General features: G+C 56.2%; 11 protein-coding genes. 10 read left to right on the top strand and 1 reads right to left on the bottom strand.

Annotation, left to right across the window (positions count from 1 at the left end):
- The first annotated feature begins 8 nt into the window (after positions 1-8).
- From lpdA to SCARR_RS25155, 10 genes are all read left to right on the top strand, one after another.
- Positions 9-1,724, top strand: coding sequence for a dihydrolipoyl dehydrogenase (gene lpdA, locus SCARR_RS25200; protein ID WP_222846457.1), 1,716 nt, complete (start codon positions 9-11; stop codon positions 1,722-1,724).
- Positions 1,725-1,747: 23 nt separating this feature from the next.
- Positions 1,748-4,201: an alpha-ketoacid dehydrogenase subunit alpha/beta gene (locus tag SCARR_RS25195; RefSeq protein WP_136065053.1), complete on the top strand. Its 2,454-nt coding sequence runs from the start codon at positions 1,748-1,750 to the stop codon at positions 4,199-4,201.
- A gap of 37 nt (positions 4,202-4,238) precedes the next feature.
- Positions 4,239-5,537, top strand: a complete 1,299-nt coding sequence (locus SCARR_RS25190) for a PHP domain-containing protein (RefSeq protein ID WP_136065051.1) — start codon at positions 4,239-4,241, stop codon at positions 5,535-5,537.
- A complete protein-coding gene (locus SCARR_RS25185; protein ID WP_136065049.1) occupies positions 5,534-6,607 on the top strand; it encodes an SDR family NAD(P)-dependent oxidoreductase in 1,074 nt (357 codons plus the stop codon). Before SCARR_RS25190 ends, SCARR_RS25185 begins: the two co-directional genes overlap by 4 nt.
- A gap of 84 nt (positions 6,608-6,691) precedes the next feature.
- A complete protein-coding gene (locus SCARR_RS25180) occupies positions 6,692-7,963 on the top strand; it encodes a zinc-binding dehydrogenase (protein WP_136065047.1) in 1,272 nt (423 codons plus the stop codon).
- Between the two features lie 127 nt (positions 7,964-8,090).
- The gene (locus SCARR_RS25175) at positions 8,091-8,783 is read left to right on the top strand and encodes an HAD family hydrolase (protein WP_136065045.1); all 693 of its coding nucleotides are present in this window, start codon (positions 8,091-8,093) and stop codon (positions 8,781-8,783) included.
- Entirely contained in the window at positions 8,780-10,234 is a 1,455-nt protein-coding gene (locus SCARR_RS25170; RefSeq protein ID WP_136065043.1) for a rhamnulokinase, read from the top strand. The genes SCARR_RS25175 and SCARR_RS25170 overlap by 4 nt, the downstream gene beginning before the upstream one ends.
- 117 nt (positions 10,235-10,351) lie before the next feature.
- A complete protein-coding gene (gene tkt, locus SCARR_RS25165; RefSeq protein ID WP_136065041.1) occupies positions 10,352-12,331 on the top strand; it encodes a transketolase in 1,980 nt (659 codons plus the stop codon).
- Positions 12,332-12,418: 87 nt separating this feature from the next.
- A complete protein-coding gene (locus SCARR_RS25160) occupies positions 12,419-13,915 on the top strand; it encodes a phosphohexomutase domain-containing protein (protein WP_136065039.1) in 1,497 nt (498 codons plus the stop codon).
- A 213-nt stretch (positions 13,916-14,128) separates the two neighbouring features.
- Positions 14,129-14,803: a hypothetical protein gene (locus tag SCARR_RS25155; protein WP_136065037.1), complete on the top strand. Its 675-nt coding sequence runs from the start codon at positions 14,129-14,131 to the stop codon at positions 14,801-14,803.
- Here SCARR_RS25155 and putP read toward each other — a convergent pair.
- Complete coding sequence (gene putP / locus SCARR_RS25150; protein ID WP_136065035.1) at positions 14,800-16,278, bottom strand: sodium/proline symporter PutP; 1,479 nt, start codon at positions 16,276-16,278, stop codon at positions 14,800-14,802. The genes SCARR_RS25155 and putP overlap by 4 nt on opposite strands.
- Positions 16,279-16,371: the final 93 nt, after the last annotated feature.

Here is a 16,371-nt window from a genome sequence, read left to right as displayed (position 1 = left end):
GAAGATTTATGGCTACTGAAGTATTAATGCCGAGGCAGGGACAGTCTGTAGAGTCCTGCATCATTATCGAGTGGAAGGTCGCAGAAGGCGACGCTGTTAAACAGGGGCAGGCCCTTTGCGAAGTCGAGACCGACAAAGCAACCTTCGAAGTGGAGGCAACCGCCGACGGCACCATGCTGGGTATTTTTTATCCGGCCGAGGCCGACGTGGAAGTGCTGAAGGTCATTGCGGCCATCGGCGCTCCGGGCGAAGATATCAGCGCACTTCGTCCTGCGGACGCGATTGCCGATGTGGAACCTGAAACTGGAAATGTGAAACCTGAAGAAAAACAAGAAGCGCCTGTTTCAAGTTTCAAGTCTCAAGTTTCAAGTCTCACTGGCGCCGATTATGATGTAATCATAATTGGAGCTGGACCGGGCGGATACGAGATGGCCGAGCGCGCCGCGCATAAGGGCCAGAAGGTTCTGCTGATCGAGAAAAAATATCTTGGCGGCGTCTGCCTGAACTGGGGCTGCATTCCGACTAAAACCCTGCTCAACTCGGCCAAGCATTATGTGCATGCCAAGGAAGCGCCGGAATTCGGCGTGACTACGGGCGAAGTGAAGTTCGATTTGTCCGTGGCCATGGCCTGGAAAGAGGACGTCATCAAAACGCTTCGCGGTGGCATTGCCGGCATGATGAAAAAGAACAAGGTGGAAGTCCTGTTCGGCGAAGCCAAGCTGCTCGGCTCCCGCAAGGTCGAAGTGGCCGGCACGGTCTACGAAGCCGACAACGTCGTCATCGCCACTGGCGGTTCGCCGTTTGTTCCGCCGATTCCCGGTGCTGACCAGCCGCACGTGATGACCAGCAAGGAAATCCTGAGTGTGGAAACCATGCCGAAGTCGCTCGTCGTAATTGGCGGCGGCGTAATTGGCGTCGAGTTCGCCAGTTTCTTCAGCAGTCTCGGTGTTAAAGTCGACGTGATTGAAATGCTCGACGAAATTATCCCCTTTATGGACAACGGCCAGGCGGTCGCTTTCCGCAAGGCGCTCAAGGGCAAGGTTGATTTCAACCTTGGTTGCCGCGTTACCGCAATCGATGGCCATGACGTAAAATACACGACGAAGGCCGGCGAAGAAAAATCGATCAATGCCGATATCGTACTGATGTCCGTTGGCCGCGCGCCGAACCTGTCTGGAATGGGCCTTGAAGAAGCCGGACTCGACTTTGATCGCCGCGGCATCAAGACCGACGACCAGCAGCGCACCAACCTGCCGAACGTATTCGCAATTGGCGATGTGACCGGCAAGTCGCAGCTCGCGCACTCTGCCACTCGCATGGGCGAGGTGGCGCTGAATACCATTCTCGGAAAAAAGGACCGGTTCCGCACGAACGCAATTCCATGGGCGGTTTATTCCATGCCCGAAATCGCCGGGTGCGGCATGACGGAAGACCAGGCCAAGGAGGCCGGTCACAACGTCGAAACCGCGTCGCTGCCGCTGATCATGAGCGGTCGCTTCCTCGCCGAGAACGGCAAGAAAGGCGCCGGTTCGGTCAAGGTAGTGGTGGATGCCGATACGAAGGCCCTGCTGGGCGTCCATATGTTTGGCGGCCTCTGCTCCGAAATGATTTGGGGCGCCGCCGCGATGATCGAAGCCGAGCTTCGTGTGCAGGACATTCAAGAAATCGTCTTCCCGCACCCGACCGTCGGTGAAGTGATCCGCTCAACCATGTTTCAGTTTTAATCAATTAATTCAGGAGAAAACCAATGCCTAAAGATCAAGTGATATGCCCAAAGGAAACCTTCAAGTCCGGTGAGGTTACATTCAAGCCGATTCCGGTCAACCAGTATAAATCGGACTACAAGAAGGAAGAGAAAAAATACGGAAAAGACCGTCTGGTCAAAATGTATTACGACATGCTCGTAATCCGTGAATTCGAAACCATGCTGAACCAGATCAAGGTTCAGGGAACCTATCAGGGCATGGAATACAATCACCCCGGCCCCGCTCACTTGTCCATCGGACAGGAAGCCGCTGCGGTAGGACAATCCGTGCACCTCGATACCGACGACTACATCTTTGGCTCGCATCGCTCGCACGGTGAAATCATGGCTAAGTGCCTTTCGGCCATCAGCAAGTTGGACGATGATAAGCTCTCCACGATTATGGAAGACTTTTTCGACGGTGCCACGCTGAACGTTGTCAAAGACGGCTCGCAGGAAAATGTGAAAGATCTTGCGGAAGATTTCATCCTCTATGGAACTCTCGCGGAAATCTTTGCTCGCGAAACCGGCATCAACAAGGGCCTCGGCGGCTCCATGCATGCCTTCTTCATTCCGTTCGGCTCCATGCCCAACAACGCGTTGGTTGGCGGCTCGGCCGATATCTCCGTTGGATCGGCCATGAACAAGCTGATCAACCGCAAGCCGGGCATCGTAATTGCCAATATCGGTGATGCTTCTATGGGCTGCGGCCCGGTGTATGAAGGCATCTGGATGGCGGCGATGGACCAGTATGTCGAGCTGTGGGATAAAGAGTTCGGACATCCGCCGGTCCTGATCAACATCATGAACAACCAGTATGGCATGGGTGGCCAGACGGTGGGTGAAACCATGAGCTACAAGTTCGCTGCGCGTATCGGTGCCGGAGTCAATCCGGATCAGATGCATGCGGAACGGGTTGACGGGTATAATCCGTTGGCCGTGGCTGACGCGACTGAGCGTAAAAAGAAAATCCTTGTCGACGGTAAAGGCCCGGTTCTGCTGGACATCGTGACCTACCGTATGTCCGGTCACTCGCCGTCTGATGCATCGTCCTACCGTTCAAAAGAAGAAATGGAACTTTGGGAAGAAGCCGATTGCGTACGTGCGTTCGGTGAATACCTCATCAGCAACGGTGCAATCACCGAAGCCGATGCGGAAGCGATGAAAGCGAAGATCGTGGGTAAAGTTTCCAAAGCGATGAAGCTGGCGATCGATCCGGTGGTTTCGCCGTATTCCGACATCAACCTGATCGAGAAGGTGATGTACTCCAACGGCAAGGTTGAAAAGTTCGACGACCGTGAACCCGAAATGCTGCAGAAGCTCGAAGACAACGACCGCGTTAAGAAACTGAAGCGCAAACAGCGTTACGCATTCGATGAAAACGGACAGCCCTACAAAGCCAACCAGCTCTACACTTTCCGCGATGGTATCTTCGAAGCCATGGCGCATCGGTTCTCGGTTGACCCGACCATGATTGCCTACGGTGAAGAAAACCGTGACTGGGGCGGGGCGTTTGCTTGCTACAACGGGCTGACGGAATTGCTTCCCTATCACCGCCTGTTCAACTCGCCGATCTCCGAAGGCGCGATTGTCGGTACGGCCTGCGGCTATGCCCTCAGCGGCGGCCGCGTTTGTGTTGAGCTGATGTACTGCGACTTTATGGGGCGCGCCGGGGATGAAATCTTCAACCAGATTTCAAAATGGCAGTCCATGTCGGCTGGAATCCTGAGAATGCCGCTGGTTCTTCGTGTATCCGTTGGTAATAAATACGGTGCGCAGCATTCGCAGGACTGGACCGCGATGGTTAACCATATTCCTGGACTGAAAGTTTTCTATCCGGCAACGACCAATGATGCCAAGGGCATGCTGAACCTGGCGCTGGCCGGTACGGATCCGGTGATTTTCCTGGAATCGCAGAAGACCTACGGTGTGGGCGAGCTGTTCGAAAAGGGCGGCGTTCCGGAAGGCTACTTCGAAACCGAAGAAGGCGAACCGGCTGTGCGCACACAGGGTAAAGATCTGACGTTGATCACCCTCGGCCCGGTGCTCTACAGCGGTATGAAAGTGGTGGAAGAGATGAAGGAAAAGTATGGAATGGAAGTCGAGCTGATCGACCTGCGTTTCGTCAATCCGCTCAACTACGACAAGCTGGTCGAGTCCATCAAGAAGACCGGACGTGTTGTCCTGGCTTCCGACTCCGTCGAACGCGGTTCCGCAATGCACAACATTGCGGCCAACCTGACGACCCTCTGCTTCGATTACCTCGATGCACCGCCGGTGGTTATCGGTGCCAAAAACTGGATCTCGCCTGCGGCTGAAATGGAAACAGATTACTTCCCGCAGGCCAGCTGGATCATCGATGCCGTGCACGAGCGCATCGTTCCGCTGCCGGGCCACGTGGTGACGCAGAACTACACCAACGGCGAAATGCAGCGCATTGCGCGTCTGGGCGTGTAAGGGCGACCTGCATGTCGCCCGTACGGGAGAAAAATCTATGAGCTATGAAAATCTAAATGCCGCGTCGGTTGAAGAACGCCTCGCTGCCGTTCGCGCCCTCGGCGAAGACTGCAAGCAGGGCGTGGTGCAGACCGAAGAGGTGAACAACCACGTTCACTCGATCTATTCGTTCAGCCCGTATTCGCCGACGATGATTGCGGTGAAAGCGGCGGAGGCCGGACTGCGGACGGTGGGCATCATGGATCACGATTCCGTGTCCGGCTGCGCCGAGTTTCTCGAAGCCTGCAAGGCGGTGAACATTGCCGGGACCGCCGGCTTTGAGATGCGCGTGAATATGAACGGCACGTCGATGGAAGGGCGCAAGACCAACAACCCCGACGAGCCGAACATCACCTACATTGCACTGCACGGCATTCCGGCCACGCAGTTCCAGGCATTGGAGGATTTCCTTAAGCCGGTGCACGAAACCCGTATTGCCCGCGACCGCAAGGAAGTGGACAAGCTGAACGCCGTGCTGGCCGAACGCGGCGCACCGACGCTCGACTTTGATGCCGATGTGCTGGCGATTTCGGAAGCGGCCAACGGCGGATCGATCACGGAACGGCACATCCTTTATGCGCTGTCGCTCAAGCTGATTGAGGCCCATGGAAAGGGGCGGCCTCTGGTCGATTTTGTTGAAGGGCCTTTGCAGGTGCCAATGGCAGGGCCGCTGCGCGACCTCTTGCTGGATGTGGACAACCCGCATTATGCCTACGACCTGCTCGGTGCGTTCAAAGCATCGCTCGTTCCCGAGTTTTTCATCGTCTCCGAATATGACGAATGCGTCTCGGTGTACGATGCGGTCAAGTTTGCCAACGAGATCGGCGCGATCCCGGCCTACGCCTATTTGGGTGATGTCGGCGAATCGCCGACGGGCGACAAGAAGGCCGAAAAGTTTGAGGACGATTTTCTCGATGAGTTGGTTGCCGAACTGGCGACCATCGGCTTCAAGGCGATCACCTACATGCCGCCGCGCAACACCAAGGAACAGATGGCGCGTTTGCAGCAGCTTTGCAAAGCGAACGGGCTGATGGAAATCAGCGGCGTGGACATTAACAGCTCGCGCCAGTCGTTCAACTGCCCGATTTTGCTGGAGCCCATGTTTGCTCATTTGGCGGATGCGGCGTGGGCTTTGATTGCACACGAAAAACTGGCAGCGGCCGATCCGAAGTTGGCGCTGTTTAATCCTGAAAACCCGCTGGCTTCCCAATCCTTGGAAGAGCGCATTGCGAAGTATGCCGACGTTGGAAAACGGATGGATCATTCACAACCCGAAAAGGCGATTGAACTATTATGAAAACACTGGAAATTGCACCTCTGCTCAGAGGCCTCTCTTTTGATGGAGAGAAGGGAGACATTGTGGTCTCCAAAGAAATGCTGGCCGAGGCGGAACTGACCTGTTCTGCCGACGACCTGTCTTCCAAATTTAAAGCCGGCATGCGCTCGGTCAACGTTGATGGCGTTGGCGGATTTCTGCTGGGCGAAGATTACGACGCGGCCGCTAAAGGCACTGCGAACCCGGAAAAAGTTGCTGGCCGAGCAGGCGTGGTCAACAACAAGGTTTGTGTGGTGACCGGCGGCGCGCAGGGCTTTGGCGAAGGCATTGTCCGTGCGCTGATCAAGGACGGAGCGCTCGTCTTTATTGCCGACATGAATGTCGATGGCGCAAAAGCGCTGGCCCAACAGCTCAACGAGCAGGAAGGGCGGACCGTTGCCTTTGGCGTTTCCGTTAATGTGACGGATGAGATTTCGGTTGAGGCCATGGTGAATGAAATCGTTCAACTGGTCGGAGGAATTGATGTCTTCGTGAGCAATGCCGGAGTGCTGAAAGCCGGCAGCGTGAAGGACATGACGCTCAAGGATTTTGAGTTTGTGACCGACGTCAACTATGTCGGCTTCTTCCTCTGCACCAAGCATGTTGCGCCGGTGATGGAATTGATGAACAAGCCGCAGGGAAACTACTTCACGGACATTATCAGCATCACATCCAAATCCGCGCTGGAAGGTTCAAGCAAGAACGGCGCGTATGCCGGTTCCAAGTTTGGTTCCGTCGGATTGGTGCAGAGCTATGCCAAGGAGCTGGTCGTTGACAACACCAAGGTTAATGCCATCTGCCCAGGCAACTTTTACGACGGGCCGCTCTGGAGCGATCCGGAGCGCGGGCTGTTTGTTCAGTATCTGAATGCGGGCAAGGTTCCCGGCGCAAAAACGGTCGCGGACATTCGCCGCTTCTACGAGGCGCAGACGCCCATGAACCGCGGATGCAATGGCGAGGACGTCACCAAGGCGATTCTCTACTCGGTTGAGCAAACGTATGAAACCGGCCAGGCCATCCCGGTAACCGGTGGCCAGGTCATGTTGAATTAGGGAATCACGAATATCGAACAAGGAATGTCGAATATCGAAGTGGCTTAATACATAAATACCTAAACCTTAAAACAGGTGAAACCTATGAAAACCAAAGCAGTTAGACTTTACGGCGAGAAGGATTTGCGGTTGGAGGAGTTTGAACTTCCAGCCATTGGAGAAAATGAAATCCTGGCCAAGATTGTATCCGATTCCATCTGCATGTCGTCCTACAAAGCGGCGACGCAGGGCATCAAGCACAAGCGCATCCCCAATGACGTTGCAAATGATCCAATTATTATCGGTCATGAGTTCTGCGGCGAAATCGTGGAGGTCGGCGGCAGGTGGGCGGATCTTTTTAATGCGGGCGACAAGTTTTCGATTCAGCCCGCGATCAACTACGAGGACGGCCCCGTCGGAATCCTTTCCGCGCCGGGCTATTCCTACCGCCACATCGGCGGCGATTCGCAATACGTGATCATCCCCGCGGAAGTAATGGAGCAGGACTGCCTGCTGCCGTTCAGCGGCGAGGCGTATTACCACGGATCGCTGGCCGAACCGATGTCGTGCATCGTGGGCGGTTTCCACGCCAACTACCACACGACGCCCGGCAGCTATGTCCACAGTATGGGCATTGTTGAAGGCGGCGCGATGGCGCTGCTCGCCGGCGTGGGTCCGATGGGCCTCGGCGCGATCGACTATGCCATGCACTGCGACCGCAAGCCCGGTCTGCTGGTCGTGACCGACATCGATAATGCCCGCCTGGAACGCGCCGCTTCGATCTACACGGTCGAAGAAGCCAAGGCGAACGGCGTTGAGCTCGTCTATGTCAACACCGCCGAAGAAGGCAAAGGCATTGACTACTTGAAGTCGCTGACGCCGAAAGGCGAAGGCTTCAACGATGTGTTTGTTTATGCACCGGTTCGTCCGGTCATTGAACAGGCCGACAAGCTGATGGCCTTCGACGGCTGCCTAAACTTTTTCGCGGGACCGACCGATCCTGAGTTTTCGGCAACCTTCAACTTCTACAATGTCCACTATGCCGCCACTCACGTGGTCGGCACCAGCGGCGGCAATACCGACGACATGATCGAGTCGCTCAAGATGATGGAAGCCGGCAAGTTGAATCCTTCCACCATGGTTACGCACGTTGGCGGTTTGGATGCGGTGATTGAAACCACGCTCAACCTGCCGAATATTCCGGGTGGCAAGAAGCTCGTCTACAACAACGTCAGCATGCCGCTGGTGGCGCTCGACGACCTGAAGGGCATGGAAGGCGAGCTCTATGAAGGTCTGACAAAAATCGTGGAAGCAAGCAACGGCCTATGGAGTCCGGAAGCCGAACGCTTCCTGCTCGAAAACGCACCGGCCATCTAAGGAAAAACTCAATGACGAAGCACCCAAATATCTAAAGAAATCAGAATGAACAAAGGACGAAGTGTTTTCGGACTTTGGGCATTCGAGCTTCATTCGGAGTTGGGTGTTTCGGGAAGTCGATATTTAGATGAAATCGTACGGTCTGATATTTGATGTGGACGGCGTTATTGCCGACACGGAGCGGGTCAATGCGGAGGCCTCAATCAAGGTCTTCGCGGATCTGTTCGGTGTGCAGGGCGTCGTCCGCGCTGATTTTGAGGCCGGACTGGGGCGCGGAGCGGCTGAATATGTTCGTGCGGCCGCGCGAGTGCATGGTATTGAATTGTCGGATGAGCAGGTAGAGGCGGCGACCGCGGCGCGGCAGGACAACTTTCTGTCGATGCTTGAGGCCGAGCCGCTGCCGGCTTTTCCAGGGGTTCTTGCATTGATGAAATCGGCCATGGCGCGGGAGAACTTCTGCGTGGCCATTGCAACAAGCAGTACTCGGGAAAAATCCGAAGCGGTACTGAAGTCTGCCGGAGTTCCATACGGCCAATTGGTCTATGTAACCGGCAGCGATGTGAAAAACAAGAAACCGGATCCGGAGCTGTTTTTGACTGCGGCTGCCCGACTCGGTTTAGATCCGGCACGTTGTTTGGTGGTCGAGGATGCCCCGGACGGCGTTGCTGCGGCGAAAGCGGCGGGATGCCGCTGTGTCGCAGTCACGAATTCTACTGCCGAAGCAAAACTGGCCGAAGCCGATGCGGTGGTTCAGTCCATGGAAGCGGTAGATGTTTTGATGGTTGAAAATAGGATTGATCAGATCGGGGGAATAAAATGAAGAAGCATTATCTGGCAGTGGATCTGGGTGCGTCGAGCGGACGCACCATCGTTGGAACCCTTGAAGACGGCAAGTTGACGCTCAAGGAGATGAACCGGTTTTGGAACGGGCCGACCGAAGTTAGGGGCACGCTCCTGTGGGATTTTGTCCACCTCTTCCGCAATATCAAGGAAGGCATCGCCCTCGCGAAAAAGGAATTTGGCGATGGACTCGTTTCGATGGGCATCGACACCTGGGGCGTGGACTTCGGCCTCTTTGATGCCGATGGCAACCTGCTGCGCAACCCGGTCAACTATCGCGACAGCCGCACCGCCGGCATGTTTGAAAAGGTTTTTGAACGTGTTCCGAGAGAAGAGGTGTTCGCTCAAACCGGCATCCAGTTTATGGAACTCAACACGCTCTATCAGCTGATGGCGCTTTCGTTGGAGGATTCGTTTCAGTACCGCAGCGCGACCAAGCTGCTCTTTTCCCCGGATTTGCTGAGCTATTGGCTGACCGGAAACATGGTGGCGGAACGGTCGATTGCAAGCACCTCGCAGTTCTATAATCCGGCCACCAAAGACTGGGCCTATGACCTGCTCGAAAAGCTGAACATCCGCACCGATCTTTTTGCAGACCTGGTCGATCCAGGAACCGTGATCGGCGATGCCGACGGACTGCCCGTTGTGGCTGTGGGCGGACACGATACGGCCAGCGCCTTCGCGGCGGTTCCTGTGAAAAAGGGCGAACATTGCGCGTTCCTCAGTTCCGGCACCTGGTCGCTGCTAGGAACCGAACTGACCGAACCGGTCATCAACGATGCTTCGCTGGCCGCGAACTTTACCAACGAAGTCGGCGTGTGTGATACGGTCCGCTTCCTGAAAAACCTTTCCGGACTCTGGATGATTCAGGAACTGCGCCGCGGTTGGAATGAACAGGACTTCGACTATTCTTGGGCGGCCATGGAGCACATGGCGCTCGAAACCGAACCCTTTGAATTCTTCATTGATCCGAGCGATGAAGTATTCCTCGCTCCCGGCGATATGGCCGGGCGCATTCAGGACTATTGCGAACGCACGGGGCAGGCGCGCCCGCAAACGCACGCGCAGATCATCCGCGCGGCCTACGAAGGCCTTGCGCTGCTGTATGCCAGTGTCTACGAATCGTTGGAGCAGCTTGCCGGCCGAACGCTCGACACGCTCCGCATTGTCGGCGGCGGATGCAAGGATACGCTGCTCGACCAGCTGGCCGCCAATGCCACCGGACGCAAGGTCGTTACCGGGCCTACCGAAGCCACGGCCACCGGCAACCTGATTATGCAGATGCTCGCCATGGGCGACATCCAATCCTTGGAAGAGGGCCGCGAAATCATCCGCAATTCATTTGCCGAGGAAACGCGCGAATTCGAGCCGCAGGATTCCGATGCATGGCAAACCGCATTAACAAAATGGCGCGATGCCTGCCGCGGATAGCGGAATTGAGCATATCGTGCTGGTTTTTGGGAATAATTTTATGGTTAGGCGTGCTTGAATCTGGAAATCTCCACGCTCTTTTAAACGCAGGGAATAAAACCTAGAGGAATACGAACAATGGATCTTAAACTTGTAGCAAACACGATTCGCGGACTCTCGATGGACGGCGTACAGGCCGCCAACTCCGGCCACCCGGGCATGCCGATGGGCATGGCTGATGTTGCCGCCGTACTTTGGACGCAGTATCTCAAACACAATCCGAGCAACCCCGATTGGGCCGACCGCGACCGCTTCATCCTTTCTTGCGGCCATGGCTCGATGCTGATCTACAGCCTGCTCAACCTCTCCGGCTACGACCTGCCGATGAGCGAGCTGCAGAACTTCCGCCAGTGGGACAGCAAGACCGCCGGCCACCCGGAATACGGCCACACCGTGGGGGTCGAAGCCACCACCGGCCCGTTGGGACAAGGCTGCGGAAACGGCGTCGGAATGGCCATCGCCGAAGAAATGCTCGCCGCCCGCTTCAATACCGAAGCCAAAAAGATTGTAGACCACTACACCTACGTCTTCTGCTCCGAAGGCGAACTCGAAGAAGGCATCTCCAACGAGGTCTTCTCGCTGGCCGGCAACCATGGCCTCGGCAAGATGGTCGTTTTCTACGATGAAAACTTTATCTCCATCGAAGGCGATGTGCGCATCACCTACACCGACGATGTCGTCAAGCGCATGGAAGCCTACGGATGGCACGTCCAAACCGTCGACGGACACGACTACGCCGAAATCCAGAGCGCCATTGAAGCCGCCCAGGCTGAAACTGGAAAACCTTCTTTCATCGTCTGCAAAACCAAGATTGGCTTTGGCTCGCCGAACAAAGAAGGCACCCACGGCTGCCACGGGGCTCCCCTTGGCGAAGAAGAAGTGCTGCTCACCAAAAAAGCGCTCGGCATCTCCGAAGAAAAATTCTTCGTCCCGCAGGAAGTGCGCGATGCCTTTGCCGCCCGCCTCGGCGAGCTGCAGCAGGCTGAAGCCGACTGGGACGCGCTCTTCGCTGAGTGGCAGACCGAAAACGCCGACCTCGCCACACAGTGGAACCTCCACATGACGCAGGAGATTCCCGCCGACCTTGGTGATAAACTGCCGGTTTTCGACGCCCCGCTCGCGACGCGTGTCGCCTCCGGCAAAGTGCTGCAGTCCCTCGCCAAAGAGCTTCCCTTCCTCGTTGGGGGATCGGCCGACCTCGCCGGCTCGAACATGACCCACCTGAACGACTACTCCGATATTGGAAAAGACGCCTTCGAAGGCCGCAACTTCCACTACGGCGTGCGCGAAATCGGAATGGGCGCCGTCATGAACGGCGTGCAGCTGCACGGCGGCTTCCGTATCTACGGCGCCACCTTCCTGGTCTTCGCCGACTACGTTCGTCCGACCCTGCGCGTTGCCGCGCTGATGAACCTGCCGGTCATCTACGTTCTCACCCACGACAGCTTCTGGGTGGGCGAAGATGGACCGACCCATCAGCCGATCGAAACAATCAACAGTCTGCGCATGATGCCGAACGTAACGGTTCTTCGTCCGAGCGATCCGAAAGAAACCGGATGTGCCTGGACCGCCGCGCTCAAGAACACCAGCGGACCGACCGTCCTCTGCCTGACGCGCCAGAATCTCGAAGTGCTCGACCGCGAAAAATACAACATGGACGGCCAGTTCGCCAAGGGCGCCTACACCATGTGCCAAAGCGGCGAAGGCCAGCCGGACCTGCTCATGATTGCAACAGGGTCTGAAGTCAAAATCACCCTCGATGCGGCCGAAAAGCTTGCCGCCGAAGGCGTCAACGTCAAAGTGGTCAACATGCCTTGCCGCGAACTGTTCGAAGCACAGGACGAAGCCTACCAGAGCGAAGTGATGGCCGACGGCTGCTCCAAGCGCATGGTCGTTGAAGCCGGCAGCTCCTTCGGGTGGGAAAAATACATCGGCCGTTGCGGCGCAACCGTCTGCAAAGACACCTTCGGCGCCTCTGCTCCGGGTGGCGTGCTCGCCGAAAAATTCGGCTTCACCGCCGAAAACGTCTACGAAAAAGCAAAAGCGCTGCTCGCGTAAATATTAAACACGAAGGCACGAAGGACTCGAAGAAAACGTTCCTTCGTGCGCTTCGTGTCTTTGTGTTTAAAAATAGGAGGACAAGCGGTGGATCAATATTTCAAATTGCAGAATGGAAGCGATGTGCGCGGCGTTGCGCTCGAGGGTGTTGAGGGCGAACCGGTCACGCTGACCGTCGAGATTGCCCGCACCATTGGCTATGCCTTTTCCCAATGGCTGGAAAAGCAGACCGGCAAGACCGGCTTGAAAGTGGCCGTGGGCCACGATTCGCGGCTCTCGTCCGACGCCATCAAAACGGCGGTCTTCCAAGGCTTGGAAAAGGGCGGCTGCGCCGTGTTCGACTGCGGGCTGGCTTCGACTCCGGCGATGTTTATGTCGACCGTGTTTGAGAACCACGGCTACGACGGCTCGATCATGCTGACCGCCAGCCACCTGCCGTTCAACCGCAACGGCATGAAGTTTTTCATCCGCGAAGGCGGGCTCGAAAAGCAGAACATTAAGGAAATCCTGACCATCGCCACCGAAACCGGCGAGTTTGAAGGAGTGGAGCTGTCGAACACCACCGAAGTTTCGTTGATGGAAGATTATTCAAAGCATTTGGTTCAGATCATTCGTAAAGGAGCGGGAAGCGAGCAACCACTCAGCGGCCTAAAGATTGTCGTCGATGCCGGCAACGGTGCGGGCGGCTTCTTTGTCGACGACGTACTCAAACCGCTCGGCGCGGACACCACTGGAAGCCAGTTCCTCGACCCCGACGGCTCGTTCCCGAACCACATTCCCAATCCGGAAGATAAAGACGCGATGGATGCCATCATTGTGGCGGTAACAGAAAACAGCGCTGACTTCGGCATTATTTTCGACACCGACGTCGACCGCGCCGGCGCGGTCGACAAGAACGGCAAGCCGATCAACCGCAACCGCTTTATTGCGCTGATGGCGGCGATCGTGCTCGGCGAACATCCCGGCTCCACCATCGTCACCGACTCGGTCACCTCGACCGGCCTGAAATGGTGGACCGAAGAAAAGCTCTGCGGCGTGCACCACCGCTATCAGCGTGGCTATAAAAACGTGATCAACGAAGCGATCCGTTTGAACGAAGCCGGCACGCCGTCTTACCTGGCATTGGAAACCTCCGGCCACGGCGCGCTGAAGGAAAATTATTTCCTCGACGACGGCGCCTATCAGATTGCAAAGATCCTCATCAAGATTGCGCAGCTCAAGACGGCGGGCGCGGGGACGGTCGACGAGCTCATTGCCGAGCTTCCCGAGCCGGCCGAAGCCATCGAGTTCCGCCCGCAGATTCTGGTTAAAGATTTTTCGACCTATGCCGAAGTGGTGCTCGCCTCGTTTACCGAGTTTGTTGAAAACGAAGCTGGCTGGTCGCTCACGCCCAACAACCACGAAGGCGTGCACGTCACTTGCGACGGCGGCTGGATTCTGGTTCGAAAATCGCTCCACGATCCGCAGATGCCGATCAATATTGAAAGCGATAAACCCGGCGGCGTAGAGCCTCTGTCGAACAAAGTGCGAGCATTTTTGTCTGGGTTTGATGGCCTGAAGCTTCCTCCAGTCAAAGTTTTGTGAGACCGCTAACTATTCACTAAAAATAACGTTTTCCTTTTTTTGATGCGTAGCGGAAAGTACTAGCATCAATATTGACAAAACCTAATTCATGGCTATCTTTGGTCGTGTTTGGTTAGTGGTTTTGGAGGATGTGGCATGCTTAGGGTATTAAGGATTATAGGGATCGTTGTCTTTGCTTTGCTGATAGGGTTCTCAGCGAATTCGCTGAAGTCTATGAATGAGTCTGGAGAATTGTTCGAGCGTTACAACAGCGCCCGCAAGGCTAACCTTACTGTATTAAGCGTTTCTGTTCTGGTTCTTGGCGCTTTGGGATATTTTGAGCTGACCCGTTCGCGTCGGTTGGCGTTGCGCCGGGGATATGGCGATGTGCGCCATCGGCGCGATGAGCCCAAAGATTTGAGTGACGGCTTGGAAAGCACGAGCATTTATTGTGCACCGGAAACAGTCGATGTTTGGAAAGGGCGCAGGTTGCGGACCCCCCGCTCGCACTCAAAAGACCAGGTGGATATTGCTGAAATTTGGATGGTTTTTCTTCGGGTAGGCTGCGTTGTATTCCCCTCGGTTTATCTTGGTTTGCTTGCATTCCAGTTGATCTATGGATTTTCCGGAACGACGGAGTTTACCCTTTTGGTGTCTGCTTTTTCTGTACTGGCGCTGGTTTCCGTTGTTGCCGCTTTTGGTCTGTTGAAAAAAAAACCGTGGGGATTGGCTTCGGGCTATTTACTGGCCATCTTGAATCTGGTCGTTTTTCCGTATGGTACGGCGGGGGGATTGTTTCTGCTGGTCGGTTTGGTGGGTGCAACGCCGACCTTCGTGATTCCGGCCCGTGAACGCCAGCGCGTCGCCCGCCACAAGGCGGCTAAAAAGGCCCGTGCATCCATGGTCTAACATTCCTTGTTGGCCTGCTCAAATTGCTCTTCCACTAAAGCGTTCGGTTTTTTGTCCAACAGGCTGAACAGGATGATCATTGCCACGGAAACCAAGAAGCCCGGCAGGATTTCGTATAGATCGAAAACCCCGCCTTCCAGCTGCTTCCACCCCAGCACGGTGATGCCTCCTCCAAAAATACCGGCAATGGCGCCGTTGCGGGTCATGCGCTTCCAGTAGAGCGACAGCAGCACCAGCGGACCGAACGCTGCGCCAAACCCAGCCCATGCATAGGATACCAAATCCAGCACGTTGCTGTCGGGCTTCAGGGCAATGCCGCAGGCCACAGCGGCAACGCCGACGACCGTGCCCCGGCTCACCCAAACCAGCTCTTTTTCCGAGGCTTGGGGCCGGATGATTACCCGGTAGAGGTCTTCGGTCAGCGCCGACGAGGTTACCAGCAGCTGCGAGTCGGCTGTGCTCATGATCGCCGCCAGCACCGCCGCCAGCAGAATACCGCCAATGATGGGATGGGTGAGCTGGCTGACGAGAACCATGAATATTTTTTCCGAGTCGGATTCGGAGAGCATCTCCGGCAGGACGATCCGGCCGGCCATGCCGACGAGCACGGCGCAGCAGAGGCTGACGAGCACCCAGACCATGGCGATGCGCCGCGCCGGCTTGATGTCGTTGGCGGTGCGGACGGCCATGAAACGGGTGAGGATGTGCGGCTGGCCGAAGTAGCCGATGCCCCAGGCCGTCAGCGAGAGGATGGAAATCGCTGTGAGCGGTTCGCCTTTTCCGTTGGTGAATACATCCAGAAAACCGGCGTCGATGTTGCGCATGGCTTCCGAGGAGGCTGCAAAGCCACCCGTGGCGTGGATGGCGAGGAAGGGGACGGCGATGATGGCGAAAAACATGATGATGCCTTGAAAGAAGTCGGTCCAGCTGACGGCCATGAAGCCGCCGAGCGCGGTATATGAAATGATGACCGCCACGCCGATGAACAGCGCGCTATGATAGGGCAGGCCGAACACCGATTCGAACAGCTTGGCGCCGGCTACGAAGCCGGAGGCGGTGTAGATCAGAAAAAAGACCAGAATAAACACCGCGGCGACCACGCGCAGCAGGCGGTTGTGGTCGTTGAAACGGTTGGCGAAATAGTCGGGCAGGGTGATGGCGTCTCCGGCGATTTCGGTGTAGCGGCGCAGGCGCCGGGCCACCAGCTTCCAGTTCAGATAGGTGCCGGCCGCCAAGCCCAAGGCGATCCAAAATGCTTCCATCCCTTGGAGATAGGCATAGCCGGGCAGGCCGAGCAGCAGCCAGCCGCTCATATCCGACGCTTGGGCGCTCATGGCCGCCACCCATTTGTTGAGCTGGCGGCCGCCGATCAGGTAGTCGGAGAGCGATTCGTTGCGTTTGTAGAAGTGCGAGCCGATCGCCAGCATGAAGGCGAGATAGGCCGCGAAGGTTATGATGACGCTGATATTTTCCATAGATTCCGTTCGTGTTGGGTATTTCGTATTACGTATTGCTTGACCGAGAACTGCGCTAGGGTAGCTTTTCATTCGCAATACGCAACGCAATAC

Source organism: Pontiella sulfatireligans (genome assembly GCF_900890705.1).
Taxonomy (GTDB): Bacteria; Verrucomicrobiota; Kiritimatiellia; order Kiritimatiellales; family Pontiellaceae; genus Pontiella; species Pontiella sulfatireligans.
Note: the sequence above shows the minus strand (reverse complement) of the source record. Positions and strands in the feature narration are given on the sequence as shown.

Bases quoted from the DNA above. Each gene is read 5' to 3' on its own strand.
- lpdA (WP_222846457.1), top strand. From the start codon at position 9: ATGGCTACTGAAGTATTAATGCCGAGGCAGGGACAGTCTGTAGAGTCC.
- SCARR_RS25195 (WP_136065053.1), top strand. From the start codon at position 1,748: ATGCCTAAAGATCAAGTGATATGCCCAAAGGAAACCTTCAAGTCCGGT.
- SCARR_RS25190 (WP_136065051.1), top strand. From the start codon at position 4,239: ATGAGCTATGAAAATCTAAATGCCGCGTCGGTTGAAGAACGCCTCGCT.
- SCARR_RS25185 (WP_136065049.1), top strand. From the start codon at position 5,534: ATGAAAACACTGGAAATTGCACCTCTGCTCAGAGGCCTCTCTTTTGAT.
- SCARR_RS25180 (WP_136065047.1), top strand. From the start codon at position 6,692: ATGAAAACCAAAGCAGTTAGACTTTACGGCGAGAAGGATTTGCGGTTG.
- SCARR_RS25175 (WP_136065045.1), top strand. From the start codon at position 8,091: ATGAAATCGTACGGTCTGATATTTGATGTGGACGGCGTTATTGCCGAC.
- SCARR_RS25170 (WP_136065043.1), top strand. From the start codon at position 8,780: ATGAAGAAGCATTATCTGGCAGTGGATCTGGGTGCGTCGAGCGGACGC.
- tkt (WP_136065041.1), top strand. From the start codon at position 10,352: ATGGATCTTAAACTTGTAGCAAACACGATTCGCGGACTCTCGATGGAC.
- SCARR_RS25155 (WP_136065037.1), top strand. From the start codon at position 14,129: ATGAATGAGTCTGGAGAATTGTTCGAGCGTTACAACAGCGCCCGCAAG.
- putP (WP_136065035.1), bottom strand. From the start codon at position 16,278: ATGGAAAATATCAGCGTCATCATAACCTTCGCGGCCTATCTCGCCTTC.